The 21,383-nt window shown below is 63.6% G+C and carries 19 protein-coding genes; 10 read left to right on the forward strand and 9 right to left on the reverse strand.

Features of this window, described 5'->3' with window-relative positions:
• Positions 1 to 57 precede the first annotated feature (57 nt).
• The 4 genes from PXK01_RS06620 (at position 58) to PXK01_RS06635 (ending at position 2,190) form a co-directional block, all read left to right on the forward strand.
• Positions 58 to 510 (forward strand): GAF domain-containing protein, encoded by a 453-nt coding sequence (locus PXK01_RS06620; protein WP_274859353.1) that lies wholly within the window; start codon positions 58 to 60, stop codon positions 508 to 510.
• A gap of 100 nt (positions 511 to 610) precedes the next feature.
• On the forward strand, positions 611 to 1,180 hold the full coding sequence (locus PXK01_RS06625; protein ID WP_274859355.1) for a helix-turn-helix domain-containing protein: 570 nt from the start codon (positions 611 to 613) through the stop codon (positions 1,178 to 1,180).
• 12 nt (positions 1,181 to 1,192) lie between these two features.
• On the forward strand, positions 1,193 to 1,822 hold the full coding sequence (locus tag PXK01_RS06630) for a LysE family translocator (protein WP_274859356.1): 630 nt from the start codon (positions 1,193 to 1,195) through the stop codon (positions 1,820 to 1,822).
• On the forward strand, positions 1,819 to 2,190 hold the full coding sequence (locus PXK01_RS06635; RefSeq protein ID WP_274847002.1) for a GFA family protein: 372 nt from the start codon (positions 1,819 to 1,821) through the stop codon (positions 2,188 to 2,190). The genes PXK01_RS06630 and PXK01_RS06635 overlap by 4 nt, the downstream gene beginning before the upstream one ends.
• Before the next feature lie 25 nt (positions 2,191 to 2,215).
• Here PXK01_RS06635 and PXK01_RS06640 read toward each other — a convergent pair whose 3' ends face one another.
• Positions 2,216 to 3,535: an endo alpha-1,4 polygalactosaminidase gene (locus PXK01_RS06640; RefSeq protein WP_274859357.1), complete on the reverse strand. Its 1,320-nt coding sequence runs from the start codon at positions 3,533 to 3,535 to the stop codon at positions 2,216 to 2,218.
• Between the two features lie 157 nt (positions 3,536 to 3,692).
• Here PXK01_RS06640 and PXK01_RS06645 point away from each other — a divergent pair, with 157 nt between their 5' ends.
• From PXK01_RS06645 to rarD, 5 genes are all read left to right on the forward strand, one after another.
• Positions 3,693 to 6,143 carry a GcvT family protein gene (locus tag PXK01_RS06645; protein ID WP_274859358.1) on the forward strand — a complete coding sequence of 817 codons (2,451 nt, stop codon included), beginning with the start codon at positions 3,693 to 3,695 and terminating at the stop codon, positions 6,141 to 6,143.
• Positions 6,144 to 6,187: 44 nt separating this feature from the next.
• A complete protein-coding gene (locus PXK01_RS06650) occupies positions 6,188 to 7,084 on the forward strand; it encodes a homocysteine S-methyltransferase family protein (RefSeq protein ID WP_274859359.1) in 897 nt (298 codons plus the stop codon).
• Positions 7,085 to 7,099: 15 nt separating this feature from the next.
• On the forward strand, positions 7,100 to 8,077 hold the full coding sequence (locus PXK01_RS06655) for a GlxA family transcriptional regulator (RefSeq protein WP_274859360.1): 978 nt from the start codon (positions 7,100 to 7,102) through the stop codon (positions 8,075 to 8,077).
• A gap of 112 nt (positions 8,078 to 8,189) precedes the next feature.
• Positions 8,190 to 10,640, forward strand: a complete 2,451-nt coding sequence (locus PXK01_RS06660) for a GcvT family protein (protein WP_274859361.1) — start codon at positions 8,190 to 8,192, stop codon at positions 10,638 to 10,640.
• A gap of 125 nt (positions 10,641 to 10,765) precedes the next feature.
• Positions 10,766 to 11,683 (forward strand): EamA family transporter RarD, encoded by a 918-nt coding sequence (rarD, locus tag PXK01_RS06665; protein ID WP_274847008.1) that lies wholly within the window; start codon positions 10,766 to 10,768, stop codon positions 11,681 to 11,683.
• A gap of 7 nt (positions 11,684 to 11,690) precedes the next feature.
• On the opposite strand, the gene PXK01_RS06670 is transcribed toward rarD, so the two are convergent.
• Both PXK01_RS06670 and PXK01_RS06675 read right to left on the reverse strand, forming a co-directional pair.
• Positions 11,691 to 12,401, reverse strand: coding sequence for an SGNH/GDSL hydrolase family protein (locus PXK01_RS06670; protein ID WP_274859362.1), 711 nt, complete (start codon positions 12,399 to 12,401; stop codon positions 11,691 to 11,693).
• A 34-nt stretch (positions 12,402 to 12,435) separates the two neighbouring features.
• Positions 12,436 to 12,846 carry a nuclear transport factor 2 family protein gene (locus tag PXK01_RS06675; RefSeq protein WP_274847010.1) on the reverse strand — a complete coding sequence of 137 codons (411 nt, stop codon included), beginning with the start codon at positions 12,844 to 12,846 and terminating at the stop codon, positions 12,436 to 12,438.
• Between the two features lie 108 nt (positions 12,847 to 12,954).
• Here PXK01_RS06675 and PXK01_RS06680 point away from each other — a divergent pair, with 108 nt between their 5' ends.
• Positions 12,955 to 13,608 carry an RluA family pseudouridine synthase gene (locus tag PXK01_RS06680; RefSeq protein ID WP_274859363.1) on the forward strand — a complete coding sequence of 218 codons (654 nt, stop codon included), beginning with the start codon at positions 12,955 to 12,957 and terminating at the stop codon, positions 13,606 to 13,608.
• On the opposite strand, the gene PXK01_RS06685 is transcribed toward PXK01_RS06680, so the two are convergent.
• The 6 genes from PXK01_RS06685 to PXK01_RS06710 are packed head-to-tail and all read right to left on the reverse strand — an operon-like array spanning position 13,609 to position 21,302.
• Positions 13,609 to 14,679 carry an alpha-1,2-fucosyltransferase gene (locus PXK01_RS06685; RefSeq protein WP_274859364.1) on the reverse strand — a complete coding sequence of 357 codons (1,071 nt, stop codon included), beginning with the start codon at positions 14,677 to 14,679 and terminating at the stop codon, positions 13,609 to 13,611.
• A gap of 42 nt (positions 14,680 to 14,721) precedes the next feature.
• A complete protein-coding gene (locus PXK01_RS06690; RefSeq protein ID WP_274859365.1) occupies positions 14,722 to 16,263 on the reverse strand; it encodes an indolepyruvate oxidoreductase subunit beta family protein in 1,542 nt (513 codons plus the stop codon).
• Complete coding sequence (locus PXK01_RS06695; protein WP_274847014.1) at positions 16,263 to 18,425, reverse strand: indolepyruvate ferredoxin oxidoreductase subunit alpha; 2,163 nt, start codon at positions 18,423 to 18,425, stop codon at positions 16,263 to 16,265. The genes PXK01_RS06690 and PXK01_RS06695 overlap by 1 nt, the downstream gene beginning before the upstream one ends.
• Before the next feature lie 28 nt (positions 18,426 to 18,453).
• Positions 18,454 to 18,948 carry a MarR family winged helix-turn-helix transcriptional regulator gene (locus PXK01_RS06700; RefSeq protein ID WP_274847015.1) on the reverse strand — a complete coding sequence of 165 codons (495 nt, stop codon included), beginning with the start codon at positions 18,946 to 18,948 and terminating at the stop codon, positions 18,454 to 18,456.
• Positions 18,945 to 20,504 carry a phytoene desaturase family protein gene (locus PXK01_RS06705; protein WP_274859367.1) on the reverse strand — a complete coding sequence of 520 codons (1,560 nt, stop codon included), beginning with the start codon at positions 20,502 to 20,504 and terminating at the stop codon, positions 18,945 to 18,947. The genes PXK01_RS06700 and PXK01_RS06705 overlap by 4 nt, the downstream gene beginning before the upstream one ends.
• Positions 20,505 to 20,510: 6 nt before the next feature.
• Complete coding sequence (locus tag PXK01_RS06710) at positions 20,511 to 21,302, reverse strand: cyclase family protein (RefSeq protein ID WP_274859368.1); 792 nt, start codon at positions 21,300 to 21,302, stop codon at positions 20,511 to 20,513.
• Positions 21,303 to 21,383 lie beyond the last annotated feature (81 nt).

The raw sequence follows: 21,383 nt of genomic DNA on the forward strand, positions 1-21,383 counted from the left end.
AAGTGCCTGTCGCGGGATAGAGCATCCTGAGAACCGAAAACGCGGGAGCCTGACAGGATGAGCCTCGATTACACCACTTTGGCCAAGACCATCGCCGCCCTGACCGAGGGCGAGACGGATGAGGTTGCCCTGATGGCCACCGTTGCCTGCGAAGTGCATCACAGTGACGCGCGGTTCGACTGGACCGGGTTTTATCGCGTGGTGGCGCCCGAGCTGCTGAAGATCGGCCCCTATCAGGGCGGCCATGGCTGCCTGCAGATCCCGTTTTCGCGCGGGGTCTGTGGTGCGGCAGCCCGCACGGGTGAGACCCAGCTGGTGCCGGATGTGGAGGATTTTCCCGGCCATATCGCCTGCGCCTCTTCCACCCGGTCGGAGCTGGTGCTGCCGGTCTGGAACGCGGCGGGGGATCTGATCGGCGTCTTCGACATCGACAGCGATCAGCCCGATGCCTTTACCCAGGAAGATGCGGATCAGCTGACTGCGATCCTGAAACAGGTCTTTGCGTACTAGGTGGAGATTTCTTCGCCTTCGTGAAAAAACACTTTGAAATTTCACCGACTCGGGTCATCGTGAAAAAGCGCTGCATTTTTTCACGAGCCGGAGCCGCCCCTTGTCCGATCTGTCGCCCTCCTCTGCCAGCCTTGGCGCCGATATCCGCGCCCTGCGCAAGGCGCGCGGGCTGACCCTGACGGAAATCGCGGAGCGGTTGGAGCGTTCCGTCGGCTGGCTCAGCCAGGTGGAGCGGGACCTGTCGGAGCCCTCGATCTCGGACCTGCGCCAGATCGCCCAGTGCCTGGGCGTGCCGATGTCGATGCTGTTTGCCCATTCCCATGTGCCTGCGCAGGAACAGGGCTATGTGGTGCGCGCCGGTGCCCGCCGCCCGATGGGCTCGGGCGAGGAAGGGTTGATCGAAGAGCTGCTCTCACCCGATCTGACCGATGATTTCGAGATGGTGCATTCGACCTTTGCGCCGCGCTCGCGCATGCAGACCCCGGCGGACCGTCCCACCCAGGAGGTGGGCTACATGATTTCGGGCAAGCTGGACCTGGTGATCGGCGGGCGCGCCTACACCGTCGGCCCCGGCGACAGTTTCCGCATCCGCCATGAACCCTATCAATGGGCCAACCCCTATGACGTGCCCGCCGTGGCCGTCTGGGTCATCGCCCCGCCGGTCTACTGAGGGGGACGCGTCATGAGTTTCGAAGCCTGGAGTGTCTTTGCCCTGTTCTGGGTGGTCTTTGTCACCACGCCTGGTCCCAATGCGGTGAACTGCATCTCCAACGGCATGACGCTGGGCCTGCCCAAGGCGATGCTGGGGGTGCTGGCGATCCTGACGCAGGCCAGCGCCTTTCTGGTGCTGTCGGCGCTGGGGGTGACGGCGCTGATCGCGGCCTCGCCGACCGGGTTCCTTGTGGCCAAGGTGATCGGCGCGGGGTTCCTGATTTTCCTCGGCATTCGCGGCTGGATCAATGCAACCCGCCCCACGCCCGCGGTCGAACGTCCCGCGCGCCATGTCTATCTGCACGCACTGGCGGTCGCCACGATCAACCCCAAAAGCGTCGCCGGATACCTTGCCGCCTTTTCACAGTTCGTGCAGCCCGGCGTGCCGATCTGGGAGCAGATGTCGGTGATCATGCCGACCGCGCTGGTGCTGACGACGCTCAGCTACACGGGCTTTACGCTCTTGGGGGTTCTGATGGGCAAGGCGGCGCTCAAAGCCGTTTTCAATGTCTGGATCCGCCGGGTGCTGGCCCTGTGCTTCATCACCTACGGCATCCTGCTGGGGGCCAGCAGCACACCAAGCGTGGAGACTGTCCGATGATCAAGGGATCCTGCCTGTGCGGCGATATCCGTTTCGAAACCGCTGCGGCCCCAAAAGGCGCCTCCATGTGCCACTGCGGCCAATGCCGCAAGCAATCGGGCGGTATCTGGGCCTCGGCCTATGTGCCGGAGGCGGAGCTTGCAATCACCGGATCCGTCAGTTGGTTTCAGGCCTCCCCGGATGCCAAACGCGGCTTCTGCGCCCGCTGCGGCTCCTTCCTGTTCTGGAAGGCCTATGACGAAGACACCATCAGCTTTGCCCTTGGCGCGGTCGAAGACCCCACCGGGCTGAAGATCGAAAAGCACATCTTTACCGGCAGCAAGGGCGACTATTACGAGATCGCCGACGGGCTGCCTCAGCGCGACTAGAAATCCGATGCGCGCGGTGTTCCCCTCATATGAACCAGTCGTCCAGCACGGTCTGAGCCGGGCTGTCCTGATAGACCTCATTGAGACCACGCCCACCGTTCACCAGATCCTCTCCGGTGCCGCCGACAAGACTGTCCCGCCCGCGCCCGCCGTGGATCACATCTCTGCCCGCGCCTCCAATGATGATGTCATTGCCGCCGCCGCCGTAGATGGTGTCGTTTCCGCCACCGGCAAAGATGATGTCGTCGCCGGCAGAGCCATAGATCACATCATCCCCGCGCCCGCCGAAGATAATGTCATCACCGCCGCGCCCGCGCAGGATATCGGCGTGGCCAAGCCCGATCAAAACGTCATCGGTGATGTCGCCGCGCAACCGGTCCGCACCGGCGGTTCCAATGCGCTCGGGTGTCAGGGCCGCATCGTAACCTGGGTCTCGCGCGATGAAGACCTCGGCCCCGATGCGGTCCAACCGCGACAGCAGCCGTCCGATATTGTCGATCCAGCCGGCGGTTTCGATTGCGATCAGATCGGTTTGATCCTCCTGAAACGCTTGACCGGCAACGCTCGCTCCGGGACCGGTCCCATTGAACCAGTCGCGCGCGGTGCGCCAAAATCCGAAGTCGGATTCGGTGACGTTCTCGATCACAAGACCATCCACCAGCGCCCGGTAGCGGTTGATCAGATCGTAATCGATTGCAGAGGTCTCATCCTCTGGACGGGCAAAGATATAGTCGCTGATGATGAAAGGCCCGCCATTCACCACCAGGGTCAGCGCTTCGGCGTCGATGCCATGATCGCGCTCAAGAACCTCGGCCAGATCGACGAGCAGCTGCATCATGTCCCTGGCGGCTTCCCATTGGGCATAGCTGCCGTCCGATTGATCCGCCGCTTGGTAGTATTGCGCGACATCGTCCAGGAACAGGCCGCCAAATCCGGCCTCGACGATATCGGCGGCATAGGGCGCCAGCACAGCCGCAAGCCAGTCCGGATCGCTGTAGTCAACGATGCGGCCAAAGTTCGCAGCCGTTCCATGGGCATTTTGAAGCCAATCCGGAACATCGGCATTCGGGTTGATCGTCCCCATGTCCGGGTTGTCCGCAGGTCCGCCAACAGTCCAGTCCGCCTGCCAGTAGTCCCGATTGTGATCGGTGACAGCCATATTGAGATATCCGATCGCCGTGGTGTTTTCGCGGTGCAACGCGGCCAGATCGGCAGAGGTGAAATGCGGGCTCACCGCTGTCGAGCGCAGCCCGGTTTCCACGATCAGAAGATCATGCCCCAAACCGCTGAGCCGGGCGGGTTCGACCCCGGACAGCTGAAACAGCACGCTGGAAAAGCGAGTCATGGTGCCTCCCCCGATCCTTTGCTCCTGGGATGTGATGCAAAGTCTAGCGCCAGACACCCTTTACACAAACCCTTCTTCCCGCCCGCCGTCCCGCAGCGCATGGGAAACCGGCACGTCACGTGCCGTCTCGACACATACACATTGAAAGAGGCTGAACATGACTGATTTTCCATCAAAGGCCCGCGTGGTCATCATTGGCGGCGGTGTTGTCGGCTGTTCGTCCCTGTATCATCTGGCCAAGAAGGGCTGGAGCGATTGCGTGCTCCTGGAAAAGAACGAGCTGACGGCGGGGTCCACCTGGCATGCGGCGGGCAATGTGCCGACCTTCTCGACCTCCTGGTCGATCATGAACATGCAGCGCTACTCGACCGAGCTGTACGCACGACTTGGGGACGAGGTCGACTACCCGATGAACTACCACCAGACCGGATCGATCCGGCTGGCGCACACGAAGGAGCGCATGCAGGAGTTCGAGCGCGCCGCCGCCATGGGCCGCTATCAGGGGATGGGGATGGAGATCCTGACCCCCGAGGAAACCAAGGCGCGCTATCCCTTCTTGGAAACCCACGATCTGGCGGGCGCTCTGTATGATCCCAATGATGGCGACATCGACCCGGCACAGGTGACGCAGGCGCTGGCCAAGGGCGCGCGGGACATGGGCGCGAAGATCCTGCGCTTCTGTCCGGCAACCGGGGTGACCCAGAACGACGATGGCACTTGGATCGTGCATACGGATAAGGGTGACATCGCCTGCGACTATGTGGTCAACGCTGCGGGGTATTACGCGCAGCGGGTGGGGGAATGGTTCAAACCCTATGGCGGGCGCACGGTGCCGATGATGGTGATGAGCCACCAGTACCTGTTGTCCGAGGAAATCCCCGAGATCGAAGCCCACAGCAAGGCGACCGGGAAGAAGCTGCCGCTTCTGCGGGATGTGGATGTCTCCTACTACCTGCGGCAGGAAAAGCACGGCTTCAACCTTGGCCCCTATGAACCCAATTGCCGCGCCCATTGGGATACCGACGCCGATCCCATGCCCGAGGATTTCTCCTTCCAACTGTGGAACGATGATCTGGACCGGATCGAGGATATCGTCTCGGACGCGATGGAGCGGGTGCCCGCGCTGGCCACTGCGGGGGTTTCGCGGGTTATCAACGGGCCGATCCCCTATGCCCCGGACGGTTTGCCCCTGATCGGCCCCATGCCAGGGGTGAAAAACGCCTTCGAGGCTTGCGTCTTTACCTTTGGCATTGCCCAGGGCGGCGGTGCGGGCAAGGTGCTGGCGGAATGGATCGTCGATGGGCAGACGGAATGGGACATGTGGTCCTGCGATCCGCGCCGCTACACCGATTACACCGATCACGACTACTGCGTTGCCAAGGGGATGGAGGTCTACGGCCACGAATATGCCATGCACTTCCCGCGCCACGAATGGCCTGCCGGGCGGGATCGCAAGCTCTCCCCGGTGCATGAGCGGGTCACCGGCTTGGGCGGCCAGATGGGCGCCTATAACGGCTGGGAGCGCGCCAATTGGTTTGCAAAACCAGGTGATGACACCTCCGAGGAAGCAACACAGACCTGGGGCCGTGCCGGACCCTGGGAGGCGCGCATCCGCGAGGAATGCGAGGCGGTGCGCGATCACTGCGGCGTTCTGGACCTGCCCGGATTTTCCCGCTTCGAGGTCAAGGGACCCGGCGCGCGCGACTGGCTCTTGGGCAAGATCACCGGCGGCCTTCCGGGCGAGGGGCGCATGGGGCTGGCCTATTTCACCGATCCCCGTGGCCGCATCCTGACCGAGATGAGCGTGATGTGGCACGGGGAGGATCACTACATGCTGATCACCGCCGCCACGGCGCAATGGCATGATTACGACGTGCTGGCCCATGACCTGCCCGAGGGGATCACGCTCAACGACCGCACGCGGGACTTCTCGACCCTGATCGTCACCGGCCCCGCCGCGCGCGACATCTTCACCGCCATCGGAACCGAGGCCGACCTGTCGTTGCCCTGGCTGTCTGTGCAGACCGCGCGCATTGCCGGGCGCGACTGTGGCTTGGCGCGGGTGTCCTTTGCCGGGGAGCTGGGCTGGGAGATCCACGCCGCCCCCGCTGACATCCCGGCGCTTTACGAGGCGGTGCTGGGGGCGGGTGCCAAACCCTTTGGCATGTATGCGCTGAACGCCCTGCGGATCGAGAAGGGATACCGCGCCTGGAAAGGGGACCTTTCCACCGATTACTCGGCCATCGAAGGCGGTCTTGATCGCTTCATCCGGCTTGCCAAGCCGCAGGATTTCCCCGGCAAGGCGATCCTCGCGGCAGAGGCCGAAAACGGCCCGGCAAAACGCTTTGTGACCCTGGTGGTCGAGGCGGCAGAGGCGGATGCCCCTTACATGTCCTGCATCTGGAAGGATGGGGAGATCGTCGGAGAGACCACCTCGGGCGACTGGGGCTACCGTGTGGGCGCCTCCATCGCGCTGGGCATGGTGCGCAGCGATCTGGCTGTGCCGGGCACCGAAGTGGCGGTGGAAATCTACGGGCAGATGTGCCCGGCCGTGGTGCAGAAGGACGAACCGCTCTGGGATCCTCAAAATGCCCGCTTGCGCGCCTGAGTATCTGTAGTTAGCGCGCAATCAGAAGAGTTTGGAGGGTGCAGATGTCCGATATCACATTGCTTGACGGTTCCATCGGTCAGGAGCTGGTGAAACGCGCCAAGGGGCGGCCGACGCCCATGTGGTCCACCTCGGTGATGCTGGAACAGCCAGAAGCCGTGGAGGCCGTGCATAAGGCCTATTTCGACGCGGGTGCCACGATTGCCACGGCAAATACCTATGCTGTGCACCGGGACCGCTTGCCCATGGGCGGGCTCGAGGATCGCTTTGAAGAGCTGATCGACATGGCATTGCGGGGCGCTTGTGCGGCCCGCGATGCCAACGGCGGGGGAAGGGTGGCCGGGGCGATGGGGCCGCTTGGCGCCACCTATCGCACCGACAAGACGCCCCCCGCTGCCGAGGCAGCGCCGCTGTTTGCGGAGCTGGTCGAGCTGATGCGCGATCGGGTGGATCTCTTCATCCTGGAAACCGTGGCCTCGGTGGATCAGGCGCGCGGCGGGCTGATGGGGTGCCGGAATGCCCGGCGTCCTGTCTGGTTGTCGGTGACGGTGGATGACGAGGATGGAACCCACCTGCGTTCCGGTGAGCCGGTTGCCGATCTGGCGCCGGTGGTGGCGGAGTTCGCGCCCGATGCGGTGCTGATCAACTGTTCCCGTCCCGAGGCGATCCCGGCGGGCTTGGAGATCCTGAAAACCTTTGGCCGCCCCTTCGGCGCCTATGCCAACGGCTTTACCAGGATCTCCGAAGGGTTTCTGAAGGATGCCCCCACGGTGGACGCCTTGCAGGAACGCAAGGACCTGGGGCCGGAGGCCTACGCCGATTTCGTGATGGGGTGGATCGACCAAGGGGCCACGATCGTCGGCGGCTGCTGTGAGGTTGGCCCCGATCACATCGCCGCACTGGCCCGCCGTCTGGTCGGCGCCGGTCACCGGATCGTCTGACAGGTCGGGGCGGCGATGGGACAGGGGCGTGGTGTTCAATCCGGCGGGTGGCAGTTTGACATCCTGGTCTGCGAAGGGTTTGTGCTGACCGAAATGGCCGCCGTCACGGATACGCTGCGCATTGCCAACCGGGTGCTGGCCCGCCCCCTGTTCGATTGGACCGTGCGGTCGGCCTCTGGCGGCCGGATTGGTTGCCGCTCGGGGCTCAGCGTCGAAACCGAGCGGTTTGCCGCAAGGCCCGATGCGGATTTTGCATTCGTGCTGGGCAACACGGATCCCGGTCATCCCGGCCTGTCGCTGGGCCGGGTGATCCAGAGCTATACCAGCCGCGGCACCCAGGTCTATCTGCTGGCCGAGGCCGCCGCCCGTCATATCCGCAGCCAGAGCGGCACCAGCGGCCCCCATACCACCCATTGGGAGAACTCGGACTTGCTCCGCGAACAGCTGGGGATGGAGCCGGGCAGCCAGGCCCTGGCGCATGAGGACGGGCTGGTGGTGACCTGTGCCGGCATGGGCGCCACCACCGATATCGTTCTGGCACTGGTCGGGCGGCTCACCTCGGCGGCGGCGCAGGTGACGGTGGCGAATATCCTGCTGCATGATCACATCCGCGATTTTTCCTCGCTGCAGCCCTTTGCGGGCCATGGCCCGACCACCTCGGGGGATCGCGATCTGGATCACTGCATTCGCCTGATGCAGGCCCATATCGAGGATCCCTTGCCGATCGGGGTCATCGTGGCGGAACTGGGCCTGTCCAATCGCTCCCTTGAGCGCAAGTTCAAGACCTTCTTTGGCACCACACCAAACGGATTTTACCGGGAAATGCGGCTGAGCAAGGCCAACAACCTGCTATTGAACACCACGCTCAGCGTGCGCGAGATCGGCATGGCTTGCGGTTTTCCCAACGGGTTTTCCTCGCTCTACAAATCCGTCTTCGGGATCACGCCCTTTGCCCTGCGCAAACAGCGGCGCATGCATCCTTCGGCCGGGTAGCGTTTCACGGCAGGCGGGGCAAAGACAGGGCTTTCGCTGACGTTTTTGATGCATTTTCTGCCGCCTATCCGTGCCATCATGGCCTGGAAACAGTGCCTTCGGAGTGCAGGACATGAGCGATCTTCCCAAATCGGCCCGCGTGGTCATCATCGGCGGCGGCGTGGTGGGCTGCTCGGTGGCCTATCACCTGACGAAACTCGGCTGGAAAGATGTGGTGCTGTTGGAGCGCAAGCAGCTGACCTCGGGCACCACATGGCATGCCGCGGGGTTGATCGGGCAGCTGCGCGCCTCCTCCAACATGACCAAGCTCGCGCGCTATTCCGCGGATCTGTACCTGGGGCTGGAAGAAGAAACCGGCGTTGCCACCGGCATGCGGCAGGTGGGCTCGGTCTCGGTCGCGCTGACGGATGAACGGCTTGAGGAGCTATACCGCAATGCCGCTATGGCGCGCGCCTTTGGCGTGCCGGTCGAGGAGCTGTCGCCAACCGAGGTGAAGGAGCGCTACGGCCATATCAATCTTGACGGCCTCACCGGCGGCGTCTGGTTGCCGACCGACGGTCAGGCGGACCCGGCCAATATCGCGCTGGCCCTTGCCAAGGGGGCGCGACAGCGGGGCGCCCTGGTGAAGGAACGGATCAAGGTCACCGGCATTTCGCGAGAAGGTCGCAGGGTGACCGGGGTCGATTGGGTCTCTGATTCAGGCTCTGATAAAGGGCATATCGCCTGTGACATGGTGGTGAACTGCGCCGGCATGTGGGGGCATGAGGTGGGCCGGATGGCGGGCATCAACGTGCCGCTTCACGCCTGCGAGCATTTCTACATCGTCTCCGAGCCGATCCAGGGGCTCAGCCAGATGCCGGTTCTTCGGGTGCCGGACGAATGCGCCTACTACAAGGAGGACGCGGGCAAGATCATGCTGGGCGCCTTTGAGCCAAATGCCAAGCCCTGGGGCATGACCGGCATTCCCGACAGTTTCGAATTCGACCAGCTGCCCGAGGATTTCGACCATTTCGAACCCATCCTGGAAGCCGCCTGCAACCGCATGCCGATGCTGGCGGATGCCGGGATCCATACGTTCTTCAACGGCCCCGAAAGCTTCACGCCCGACGACGCCTATCACCTGGGTCTGGCGCCCGAGATGGACAATGTCTGGGTCGCGGCGGGGTTCAATTCGATCGGGATCCAGTCGGCGGGCGGCGCGGGCATGGCGCTGGCGCAATGGATGCAGGACGGGGAAAAGCCCTTTGACCTGGGGGATGTTGATATTACCCGCATGCAGCCGTTCCAGGGCAACAAGCACTACCTGTTCGAACGCTCCAAGGAGACGCTGGGCCTGCTCTATGCCGATCACTTCCCCTACCGGCAAAAGGCCACGGCGCGCGGGGTGCGGCGGTCTCCATTCCATTACCAGCTACAGGAAAAGGGCGCGGTCTTTGGCGAACTGGCGGGCTGGGAGCGCGCCAACTGGTTCGCGGAGGAGGGCCAGTTGCGTGACTATCGCTACAGCTGGAAGCGGCAGAACTGGTTCCAGAACGCCGCTGCCGAGCACCGTGCGGTGCGGGAAAACGTCGGCATCTACGATATGTCCTCCTTCGGGAAGATCCGCGTCGAAGGGCCGGATGCCGAAAGCTTCCTCAACCACATCTGCGGCGCGAACATGTCGGTGCCTGTGGGTAAGATCGTCTATACGCAGTTCCTGAACGCCCGCGGCGGGATCGAGGCGGATGTGACCGTCACCCGCCTGTCAGAGACTGTATACTTGGTCGTGACGCCCGCGATCACCCGGCTGGCGGATGAGACCCGCATGCGGCGGCTGGTCGGGGATCGCCGGGTCACCATCACCGATGTGACGGCGGGCGAAGGGGTGCTGGCGGTGATGGGGCCGCGTTCGCGCGAGTTGCTGCAGAAGGTCTCCCCAAGTGATTTCAGCAATGCGGTGAATCCCTTTGGCACCGCGCAGGAGATCGAGATCGGCATGGGGTTGGCGCGTGCGCATCGGGTCTCTTACGTCGGTGAACTCGGCTGGGAAATCTATGTGTCCACAGATATGGCCGGCCATGTCTTCGAGGTGCTGCAGGAGGCCGGTCAGGAGATGGATCTGAAGCTGTGCGGCATGCATATGATGGACAGCTGCCGGATCGAGAAGGGGTTCCGTCACTTCGGCCATGACATCACCTGCGAGGATCACGTGATCGATGCGGGGCTTGGCTTTGCCGTGGACATGAAAAAGGATGATTTCATCGGCAAGGCGGCCGTTGCGGCGCGCAAGGAGACTGGTCCCAAGGCACGGATGCTGCAATTCCGCCTGATGGATCCTGAACCGCTCTTGTATCACAACGAACCCCTGCTGCGGGATGGGAAGATCGTCGGCTATATCTCTTCGGGGGCCTATGGGCACACCCTGGGGGGTGCCATTGGCATGGGCTACGTGCCTTGCGAAGGTCAAAGCGCGGCAGAGGTTCTGGCCTCCACTTACGAGATCGATGTGATGGGCACCCGGGTGCGGGCAGAGGCGTCGCTGAAGCCGATGTATGACCCGAAATCGGAGCGTGTGAAGGCCTGATGTGGCTCTAACATGGTAGAAACCCTGTGTTGTTGAAGGGTGGTGCGCAATGCGACCGACCTTCAAATATTTGGCCATTCCCTTCACCTGCAAAGCTGCCATAAAGGCTGCGAAGGAGTGCCGCCATGACCACCCAAAAGCCCGAGAATACCGATACCCCGCAGGGGCTGGCCTTTGCTATCACGGCCTATCTCCTGTGGGGGTTTCTGCCGCTCTACATGAAGGCGGTGTCGCATATTCCCGCGGCCGAGGTGGTCGCCCATCGTGTCATCTGGTCGGTGCCCTTGGCGGGGGCGCTATTGATCGTGCTGCGCCGAACCAAGGATCTGCGCGCGGCGCTCAGCAGCCCGCGCACCTTGGTGATGGCCTGCCTGACGGCGGCGCTGATCTCGGTCAACTGGGGGATCTACGTCTGGTCTATCGCCACCGACCACGCGCTGGATGCCGCGCTTGGATATTACATAAACCCCTTGTTTAGTGTCGCATTGGGTGCCGTTCTGCTGGGGGAGCGGCTGAGCCGCACTCAGCTTGTGGCCATCGCTTTGGCTGCCGCCGCTGTGGTGGTGCTGACCATTGAAACCGGCAGCCTGCCCTGGGCTGCGGTGGGCTTGACCTTCAGCTGGGGCTTTTATGCCTTCTTCAAGAAGTGGCTGCCGATTGGCCCCAATCAGGGCTTCCTGTTGGAGGTGCTGATCCTGTCGGTGCCCGCCCTTGGCTATGTCGCCTACCTCAGCGCGATGGGCGAAGGGCATTTTACGGTCAGCTGGGAGCAAAGCCTGCTTCTGATGGGCTGCGGCGTGGTGACGGCGGTGCCTCTGATCATCTATGCCAACGGGGCCAAGTTGCTGCGGCTTTCGACCATCGGCATCCTGCAATATATCGCGCCGACGCTGATTTTCCTGGTGGCGGTTTTTGTCTTTGGCGAGGAATTCGGTCATGCCCGTATGATCGCCTTCCCGATGATCTGGGCCGCGCTGGTGATCTATTCCATCCCCCTGATCCGCCAGATGCGGCGCAAGCCCGGAGCGGTGAAATCGGGCTGATTAGGCTCTAAACAGGCGGTGTTGTAATTTCCTGGGCCAACCGTTCAGCCCAAAGCGCATAGGCTTTCGGGTTCGGGTGATAACCATCTTCCGCCGCCAATTCCGGATCGCTGGGCAGATCAAACGGTAGGTGGTGAAACCCGTGGATCTGCCTGGAAAGATCCGCAAGCCTGCGATCCAGTCGTCGCGCCTGCCGTCCCAGTGTCCAGGCTAGTGGCTGAGGCAGGGCGGGGAAATGCTCCACCTGAGGAACGCCGCAAGCAAGGATCTGCCGCACGCCAAAACGATTGGTAAGAAGCTGAGCCAAGTCTTGCTGCTGCCGGGCAAACCGTCCCTGCGAAACGGCCCCGGTCACGTCATTCACGCCAAGCGCCAGAATGGCGATATCAAAAGACTGCGCGGGCAGCTCAGACAGGCGGCGCAGCGTGTCGGCGGTGGCATGGCCGGTGGTGGCCTCCAGCCGCCAATGCACCTGCCAGCGGGATGCAAGGCGCGAGACCAGCTGCCCGGCCAGCGCCTGCTCCTGATGCGCCGCGCCGACGCCCGCGGCGGAACTGTCCCCGGCGATCAGCAGGCGCACTGGCGGGCCCGATCCCGCGCACCCCTGTCGCGGTCCTGCCGGTTCCGGCAGCCGCAGGGCCTTGCGCCGCACCATCACCCCCTGTGCAATCAACAGAGGCAACAGCGGCAGGCGCAAGATCTGGTCGGCTGCAATCATCGGAGTTTAGAAAACAGGCTCTAACAAGGCCAAATTAGCTGAGCGCCTCGCGGAATTTCAGAAAGCGCGCATCGGTCTGAACCCGCGCATTCATCGCATCGCGCAGGGCACCTACGGATTTATAGGGGCGCATCACGACCTCGAAGGTCTCGATCAGCCCATCGTCGCCCAAGGTGATCAGGTCCACGCCGACGGCGTCGAACTCACCGATCTTGCACTGGAACTCCAGCGCCCAGTCGTTGCCTTCTCCCATGATGCGGCGATAGCGAAAGTCAGAGAAGACCTGCCCCACGTGTCCTAGCACGGCGGCGACGGGTGCGCGGCCCGTCCAGGTCTTCCAATAGGTGGGCGGCAGGAATTTCACGTCTTCGGCCAGAAGCTCGGCGATCAGGTGTTCCTCGCCCTTGGCGACGACCTCCTGCATGCGGGTGATGGTTGGGTGCATGGTCTCTCTCCCTCTTTGCGGCTGATCCTGCCCCTGGTGCAGGCACGGGGGCAAGAAGGACGTCGCGGGAACTTGCCGCAGACAGGGGGAGGCGCTAGGCAGGCGGCCATGACCCTATCAAGCGATTACAACCCGCCGCAGGATCCCTTGGAGATCCTCCATCACGATGCACAGATCCTTGCGGTGAACAAACCCGCGGGCCTGTTGAGTGTGCCGGGGCGGGGGGAACATCTGTCCGATTGCCTGTTGAGCCGGGTGCAAGCGGCATTTCCCGAAGCGCTGCTCGTGCACCGGCTGGACCGGGATACCTCGGGGGTGATGGTCTTTGCGCTGACGCCCCATGCGCAGCGGCACCTGTCGATGCAGTTTGAAAAGCGCACCACGCGCAAGGCCTATGTCGCGCGCGTCACGGGGCGGCTGGAGCCGCGCTCGGGCACGGTGGACCTGCCGTTGATCGTCGATTGGCCGAACCGTCCGCGCCAGATGGTCTGTCACGAGACGGGCAAGCCGGCGATCACGGATTGGCGGGTGATCCGTTATGGCGCGGATGAAACCCGCGTGCGCCTGACGCCCAAGACCGGCCGCTCGCACCAGTTGCGGGTGCATATGCTGTCGCTTGGCCATCCAATCCTGGGCGATCCGCTATATGCGGAAGGGGCTGCACGAGACTTCCCGCGCATGATGCTGCATTCCGAAGAGCTGCGGATCAAACACCCCGACAGTGAACAGTCGATGAAGTTCAGGGCCAAGGCGCCGTTCTGATCAGGCCTCTATCCGCTGCCAGCTGTCCGGCAGGATGTCGGGGTTGGAGAGTTTGGGATTCCCGAACCACTGCGCCGGGCCGGTCACGATTTTCTTCGGGTTGCGGTTGAGCCAGGCCGCCCACCAGGAGAAGGAGCTGTTGGCGATGATATTGTGCTGGCACAGGGTCATCAGCCGCATGTCCTCATAATCCGCGTCCGGTCCATTGAAATCCACCACGATCTTCTCGCAGGGCAGCGGCAGGTTGTCCTTGGCCCAGCCGGGATCGTCGGAGAAGACAAAGACCGTTGGCGTGCCAGAGAGGCCGGTCAGGATATGCGCAAGGGCGGCCTCATAGTAGGCTTGGTCGCACAGGCTATGGGCGGCAAGCGCCATATAGTCGCCCCGCCGGACGTGCAGGGAGATCGCATTGCTGGCTTGGATGCGGTCGGCCATCTCGGCATTTTGGCTGTCGGAAAATGCGGGGAAGGCGAAATCCGCGCGGATGCGCTCGGCAATGGGCGCAAAGTACCGTTCACTCTGCCAGTAGCCGTGCAGGTAGCTGTCCTCGCCCCAGGTTGTGAAATCCAGATTGTAGCCCAGACCGTGTTCGCGCCGAAACATGGGTAAGCGGCCAAAGGCGCGCCACAGCGCATAGCGCAGCGGAGCGGCGGATTTGAGCGGCGGCAGTGTGACGGGTTCGGTCAGATCCAGATCAAAGACCCGCGTCAGGATGCCTTCGCCGCGCTGGACCGCTTCGCGCGTATCAAGGGCAACCGAGGTGCCCAGCCGGTCGGCCAGCGCGCGGGCGGCCGCGTATTGAAACATCTGATTGCCAAGGCGGCCATGCAGGCGGGCGGTGATCATCGCGGGGGTCGGTCCATGAAGGGCTGTGTTTGCCTTGCATATCGTTGTGACAGCCTCATGGAAAGCAGGATGCTGCTGTGGTGGCGTGGGATGAAAACCTGGCGTGGCGCTCCCGCCCGTCACCGCCCCTCCGGATGGAGGGTCGCCTCCCGTTGGGCCCGGCGCCGCGCTATGCGCGGCGCCGGGCCCAAGGCCGCCAAGGGAGTCGTGGCATGGCCACGGCATCCTGCGGGCGCGGGAGCGCTACGCTTTGGGTCTGCGGAGAGGTCAGAGGAAACTGCGAATGGTCTTCAGTGCGCCATCCAGCGCCTCGCCCTTCTCGTCCTGCAGGGCCGCTTCGCGCAGGCGAGCGACCCATTCCGGGCCATCTTCGCGGGCCTCGACCAGTCTGGCACCCTCTAGGACCCGGTCGAATTTCGTGAGGCCGCGCGCATGGGTATCGGAATAGCCCTTGATCAGGCGGCGACAGCGCAGGATCTCCACCGCCATGTCATAGCGATCCGGCAGGTAGCCATGGGAGCGGGCCATCCAATCCTCCAGATGGGCCTGCTCCAATGCGTGGCGGTGGGTCTTGCGGCGCCAGCCACGCAGGCCGCCGATCAGGTAAAGCATGAGGAATCCGCGCAGGCTGTCGGTGCGGATGCGGCGACCCTTGTTGAACAGCCGGTCCAGCCGCTGCATCCAGGCGGGGCTGGCCTCGACTCGCGCACCAAGGCGTGCGGGAAACAGGCCTGCGATTTCCTCGGCGCGGGGGTGCAGGTAGTCGGTGAGGGTGAGCGCCTTGCCTGCGCTGCCCATCTCATCCTCGATACGGTCGAACCGGCTGGCGCGGGTCTTGAGGTCGGCCACCCGGATCACATCGTCATAGCTCATGGCATTGGCGATGTATTTCGCCGCCTCGCGAGACATCAAGTGGCCCTTGCCCGCGTGGTCCTTCGCGACAAAGCTGTCGAGCCGATCCAGATATTCCGCGCCATAGGCGACGTCCTGGAACTCCACCACCTTGCGCAGGCCTGCCTCTGCCATCTCGGTCACTTCGGCTGGCAAGGCGTTGATGCGGGCCATCAGCCCCTCGAAGGCGCGTATCTGCCGGGACGAACCTGATGGGGCCAGTGCCGGTAGTGCTTTGGGCTGTTCCGTTGGCTGGTCTTCACCCTTCTGCGCCAGGTCATACCCGGCTGCAAAGGCGCGCAGGCTGGCTTCCACCCCCTTGCCACCCGCCCGGATCGCCTCTTCAAAGGCGGCGCGGTCAAACGGCAGGGCGCCGGATCCGGCCAGGGCGCCGAACAGCGAGGCCGAGATCACCGAGCCCGCGCCCACGGCGGCGCGCTCCATATCGGCCATGATCAGCTTTTCAGCGGCCATTTCTGCGGCGGCGCGCACCTCTTCGGCATTGGCCATGCCGTCACCGGGCACCATCTTCTCCGACACCGCCAGCGCCCGGTGGGTCGAGGCGATCAGCGTGGTACGATCCGGCGTCACAAAGCCACGCAGGATGGCGCGCCCGGCCTCCATCATCTCGGCGGCGATCATCACGTCCACATCGCCCTGCGCAGGCGCCAGGGAGAACACCGGGTTCGGGACCGAGGCCGGGGCCATCTCGATATAGTAGATCGTGGCGCCAGTGCGCTGGGCGACGCCTGCAACGCTGGTGGCCTGGGCGTTGTAGCCCTGCGCGCGGGCCAGGGATTCGATCCAGTTGGTCAGCACCCCGCCGCCCTGGCCGCCTACGGCAAGGATGGCCAGCTTGATCACCCCATCAAGGCCTGCGTCGCGCTGGCCCGTTCCGATTGGCAGTTCGATGGACATCAGGCGGCTCCCTGGCTGAGGTTGCTGGAAAACTGCAGTCGCCGCGCCGCGCGCCGCGCTTGCAGCCAAGAGATCACCTTTGTGCGCAGACCCGATTTCCAAGCCTCAAAGCCGGTCGGGTTATGCACCACGCGCGCCTCGTAGAAGGAGGGGCAGAGGATCGCGGCATCGGCCACCTCGCCGCAATTGCCACAGCCGACGCAGGTCTGGTCGATATGGGCGACGGGATCGTCGCGCAGGGGATCGTCCAGTTTCTTCAGGGACAGCGAGGGGCAGCCCGATAGGCGGATACAGGCGTGATCCCCGGTGCAGATGTCCTGATCGACGCCGAAGCGGGGCACCTCGACGCGAGTGCCGTCCTTGATGGCGGCATTGCGCAGGGGTTTCTCGCGCCGCTGCCGGTTCAGCATGCATTCCGAGGAGGCGACGATGACCTTTGGCCCGTCATACTCGGTGGTCAGTGCCTCGCGGATGGTGGCGCGCATCTGTGTGACGTCATAGGTGCGGTCGATCTGCCGGATCCATTTGACGCCTGCCCCCTCCAGCGCCTTGGTGATCGGATTGTTGGTCGCCTTGCTGGCATTCTTGGCGCGGCTTGAGGGGATATCCTGCCCGCCGGTTGCAGCGGAATAGTAGTTGTCGACGATGATCGCCACGCTGTCGGATTTGTTGAACACCATGTTCCCGATCGAGGAACTGAGCCCGTTGTGCCAGAAGCCTCCGTCACCCAGGATCGAGATCGCGCGTTTCTCGCCGCCGCCGTCAAAGGCCGCGTTGGAGGCCGGGCCAAGCCCGTAACCCATGGTCTGCCCGCCGATCTCGAACGGGGGCAGGGCGGCGAACAGGTGACAGCCGATATCGGCCGAGATCTGGTGCTTGCCGAGCTCCTGCTCCACCAGCTTCATCGAGGCAAAGATGGGCCGCTCAGGGCAGCCGGTGCAAAACCCCGGCGGGCGGATCGGCACGGTCTGGCTGAGGTCGGGGATCTCGGGCGCGGGTTCGTTGGGGGCCAGGATCTGTCCGGGCAAAAGGCTTGCGGCATAGGTGCGCAGGAAATCCTCGATCCCGTCCTTCATCACCTGGCCGGTGTATTCGCCCGCCTTGGGGAAGGTGCCCTTGCCTTCGAGTTTCGTGCTGCTGCCCGCCTTGTAGAGCATGGCGCCAAGCTGCTGTTCGATGAACTCGGGCTGGCCTTCCTCGATCATCAGCACCGCGTCCTTGTCCGCGCAGAAATCCAGAAGGTCGCTTTGCACCAGCGGGTAGGTCACGTTCATCACGTAGAGCGGCACATCGGTATTGCCCGACAGATCCGCCAGGCCAAGGCGTTGCAGCGCGCGGATCACGCTGTTGTACATACCGCCAAGGCAGATCAACCCGACCTTGCCCGCCTTGGGGCCGAAGCGTTCATTGAGACCATTGTCGACGATGTATTTCTCGGCTGCGGGCCAGCGGTTTTCGATCTTGTCGTGTTCGTGCTGGTAGGACATCGGCGGCAGCACCACGCGGGAGAAATCGCGCTGCGGGTTGGCCAGCGCATCGCGCACGGTCAGATCGGGCCGCTGGTTGTCGCGGCACTCAAACGTGCCGGTGACATGGCAGGACCGGATCCGCACCATCAGCATCACCGGCGTGTTCGACGCTTCCGACAGGCCAAAGCCATCGCCCACGGATTTCACGATCGAAGGCAGGTTGGGGCGCGGATCCAAGAGCCAGAATTGCGACTTCATCGCAAAGGCATAGGAGCGTTCCTGCATGATCGAGGAACCTTCGCCGTAGTCTTCGCCCACGACCACCAGCGCACCGCCGGTGACGCCCGAGGAGGCGAGGTTCGCCAGCGCGTCCGAAGCGACATTGACTCCGACCGAGCCCTTGAAGGTGACAGCGCCGCGGATGGGGTAATGCACCGAGGCCGCCAGCATGGCGGCAGCGGCGGCTTCCGAGGCGTTCGCCTCGTAGCGCACGCCGAGTTCGCCCAAGAGATCTTCGGCATCGGCCAGAACATCCATCAGGTGCGAGATCGGCGCACCCTGGTAGCCGCCCACATAGCCGACACCGTTTTCCAAAAGAGCCTTGGTGATGGCGAGAATGCCCTCTCCGGTAAAGTTGTGCCCGGCGCCTTTGCGCAGGTGCTCGACTTCTGCCTTGAACGACCTTTCGGCCATGGGCGCCTCCTTGGCTCTTCTTTTTGGATCAGATCTGGTGCACGCGCACGTTGCGCAGGATGGTTTGCAGGGTGGTCACGAACTGGCGCTGCTCTTCTTCGCTGATGCCCTTGAACATCTGCCCGTAGGCTTCGGCGATATGCGGCCAGAGCTTATCCTGTGTCTCGCGCCCCTTGGGGGTCATGTAGATGCGGGTGGCACGGCTGTCGTCGGGATCGGGGCGGCGGGCAATCAGCCCTTCCTTCTCCATCTTGTCCAGCGACCGGCTGAGCGTCGATTGCTCCACCACCGCATAGACGGCAAGTTCCCGGATCAACAGACCATCCAGCACCGACAGAACCGCGAGGGTTCGCATCTTGGGCGTGGTCAGGCCGAGGGCTGCCATTTCATCGCGTAGGGAGGCGTTGTAGCGGCCCATTATGCGGTTCATCAGGTAGGGCGGGAAATTCTCCAGCCCGATCTCTCCCAGCCGCGGGGTGTCCGCCACCTGCGGTTCCCGCGTCACAACATCATCCTCGTTCATGCACCCATCCTTTTTGCAAGGTTGTAGCCGGACCCGCCGCCCAGGCCAGGTCCGGGGTGGGTCGCGGCTCCAATCATATGCAGATCCTTCACTGCGGTGGCGTTATTGACCGATTGCGGGAAGGGGCGCCAGACAAAGAACTGGTCCAGGGTGCAGGAGCCGCCATAGGGATCGCCGCCCACCAGGTTCATGTTCAGATCCTGCAGATCAGCAGGGGAATAGGCGCGGCGGGCGAGCTTGATCTTGTCGAAATCCTTGATGTGGCGCGCCAGGATCGCCTCGATCCGGTCGGCAAAGGCTTCGCGGGTGGTGTCATCCCACTCCGGCCTGGTTTCGATCTGGCCTGCGGCATCGCCCTTGATCACACGGGGGGCGTCAGGGATTTGTAGCCAGAGGATCGCCTTGCCTGCGGGGCAGCGGGAAGGATCCATGCGGTGCGGTTGGCCAACGCAGATGGTCGGGGTTTCGGGCAGCATGCCGCGCTCCGCCTCGTTGGCGGACTTCGACACGCTGTCCACGCCGTCGGCCAGGTGGATCAGGGCGACATCCTCCAGCCCCTCGCTCAGCCATTCGGGGGTGGCGTCCAGCGCATAGTGCAGCTGGAAATTGCCGCGTCCATGGCGGTAGCTCTTGATGGCTTCGGGGGCATCTTCCTGTGGCAACAGACGACCATAAAGCTGCGAGGGCGTGACGGATGCAATTACCGAGGCGCCATGGATCACCTCGCCATCGCTGGTTTCCACGCCCACGGCGCGGCCGTTCTGGGTCATGATCCGGGCCACATCCGTGCTGGTGCGGATCGCTCCACCATTGGCGGTGATCAGCCGTTCAAAGGCTACGGCTGCCGCACCGGCGCCGCCCTTGACCACCGGTGCTCCGGCGGCCTCCAGCGCGAAGGCAATGACACGGCCCATCTGCCCGGAATAGGTGCTTTCCGGTGTCAGCCCGCAGTGCAGCACCCAGGGCGCCCAAAGCGCCTGCATGTCTTCGGAGCCGTAAGAGGATTCCAGCCAGCCGCGCGCCGGTTGCAGCGCCGCGCCGACCCAGGATTTCAGACCGTTGAGGCCGCGCTTCCAGGCCTGTTTCGCCAGCAGTTTCGCGGTGCCAAGCGACCACAGAGAGCCGCCAAGCAGCGCAAAGAGGAACTCCGCATCCGCTGCGATCCCACCCACATCACGGCCATGCTGCGCTCCGTCACCGGGGTTGAGCGCATCAAAGGCCGCGATATTGGCGGTGCGGTCCATGGTCAGTACCGTGGCGCGGCCATTGGGGCGCAGCACCGCCGTGGGATGGGCCGTGTGGCAGAACTCCAGCCCGTGCCTGCCCAGATCCTCGGCCAGTTCTGCATAGGCGGGGGAGGTCAGGAACAGAACGAAGGTCGCCGCCATCACATCATGGGCATAGCCCGGCAGCGTGATCTCATCGGTGCGCATGCAGCCGCCGATCCGATCAGAGCGTTCGAGCATCAGCACCGGCTGCCCCTTGCGGGACAGAAGCGCTGCGGCGACCAGGGAATTGATCCCGGTGCCGATGATGATGTGGGGGGCGGCGGCCATCTGGTCTTATCCCTTCGGGACCAGCGCCAGGGCGCGGATCGGGCTGCCGGTGCCGCGCTGGATCTTCAGCGGCGCGGCGATCAGGATGGCGCCCTTGGCGGGCAGCTTGTCCAGATTGGCAAGCGAGGCGAGGCCAAAGCGGTTGTTGGCATGCAGCAGGTTATGCGCCGGAAATGGCGGGGTCATGCCGCCGGCCATGCCCGCATCGGTGCCGATGCACTGGCTGCCCCAGCCGACAATGCCCTTGTCGACCAGATACTGGATCACCTCGGCGGTCGGTCCGGGAGTGTGCGGGCCGGTTTCATCGGCGTTGAGGAACTTGGCCTCGTCGTCGGCGTATTGGTCCCAGTCGCTGCGCAGGACGACCCATTCCCCGGCGTTGATCTCGCCATGCTCGGCCTCCCAGGCCTTGACGTGGTCGATGGTCAGCAGGAAATCGGCATCCGCGCCGCACTCCTTGGAGAAGTCGAGCACATTGACCGGCGCGACCAGGCGCTGCACGTCCAGCGTATCGGTATAGCCCTCTTCGAAATCCTTGCCGGTGATCCAGTGGTGCGGCGCGTCGAAATGCGTGCCGGTGTGTTCGCCCAGCTTCATCCAGTTCCAGGCAAAGAAGGGGCCGTCCTCGTCGTATTCGCTGATCTTGTGGATCTCGACCTTGGGGGTGTTCTTCGCGAAATCCTCGGGCAGTTGCAGGATCGGAGTGTTGGGGCCCAGCACCCCGCTGCAGTCCACGACTTCGATCTCTCCGGTCAAAAGCTTGGCGCCAAGCCCGTCCAATGCGGTTGTTGCGGTCATTATCGCCTCCCGTGTTGTGCGCGGTCTATTGGTGCCGCTTTCGTGCGATGACAAATCCATGCTAGACAGATTTAAATGCAT

Origin of the sequence: Phaeobacter sp. PT47_59, from assembly GCF_028890025.1 — a bacterium.
Classification (GTDB): Bacteria; Pseudomonadota; Alphaproteobacteria; order Rhodobacterales; family Rhodobacteraceae; genus Phycobacter.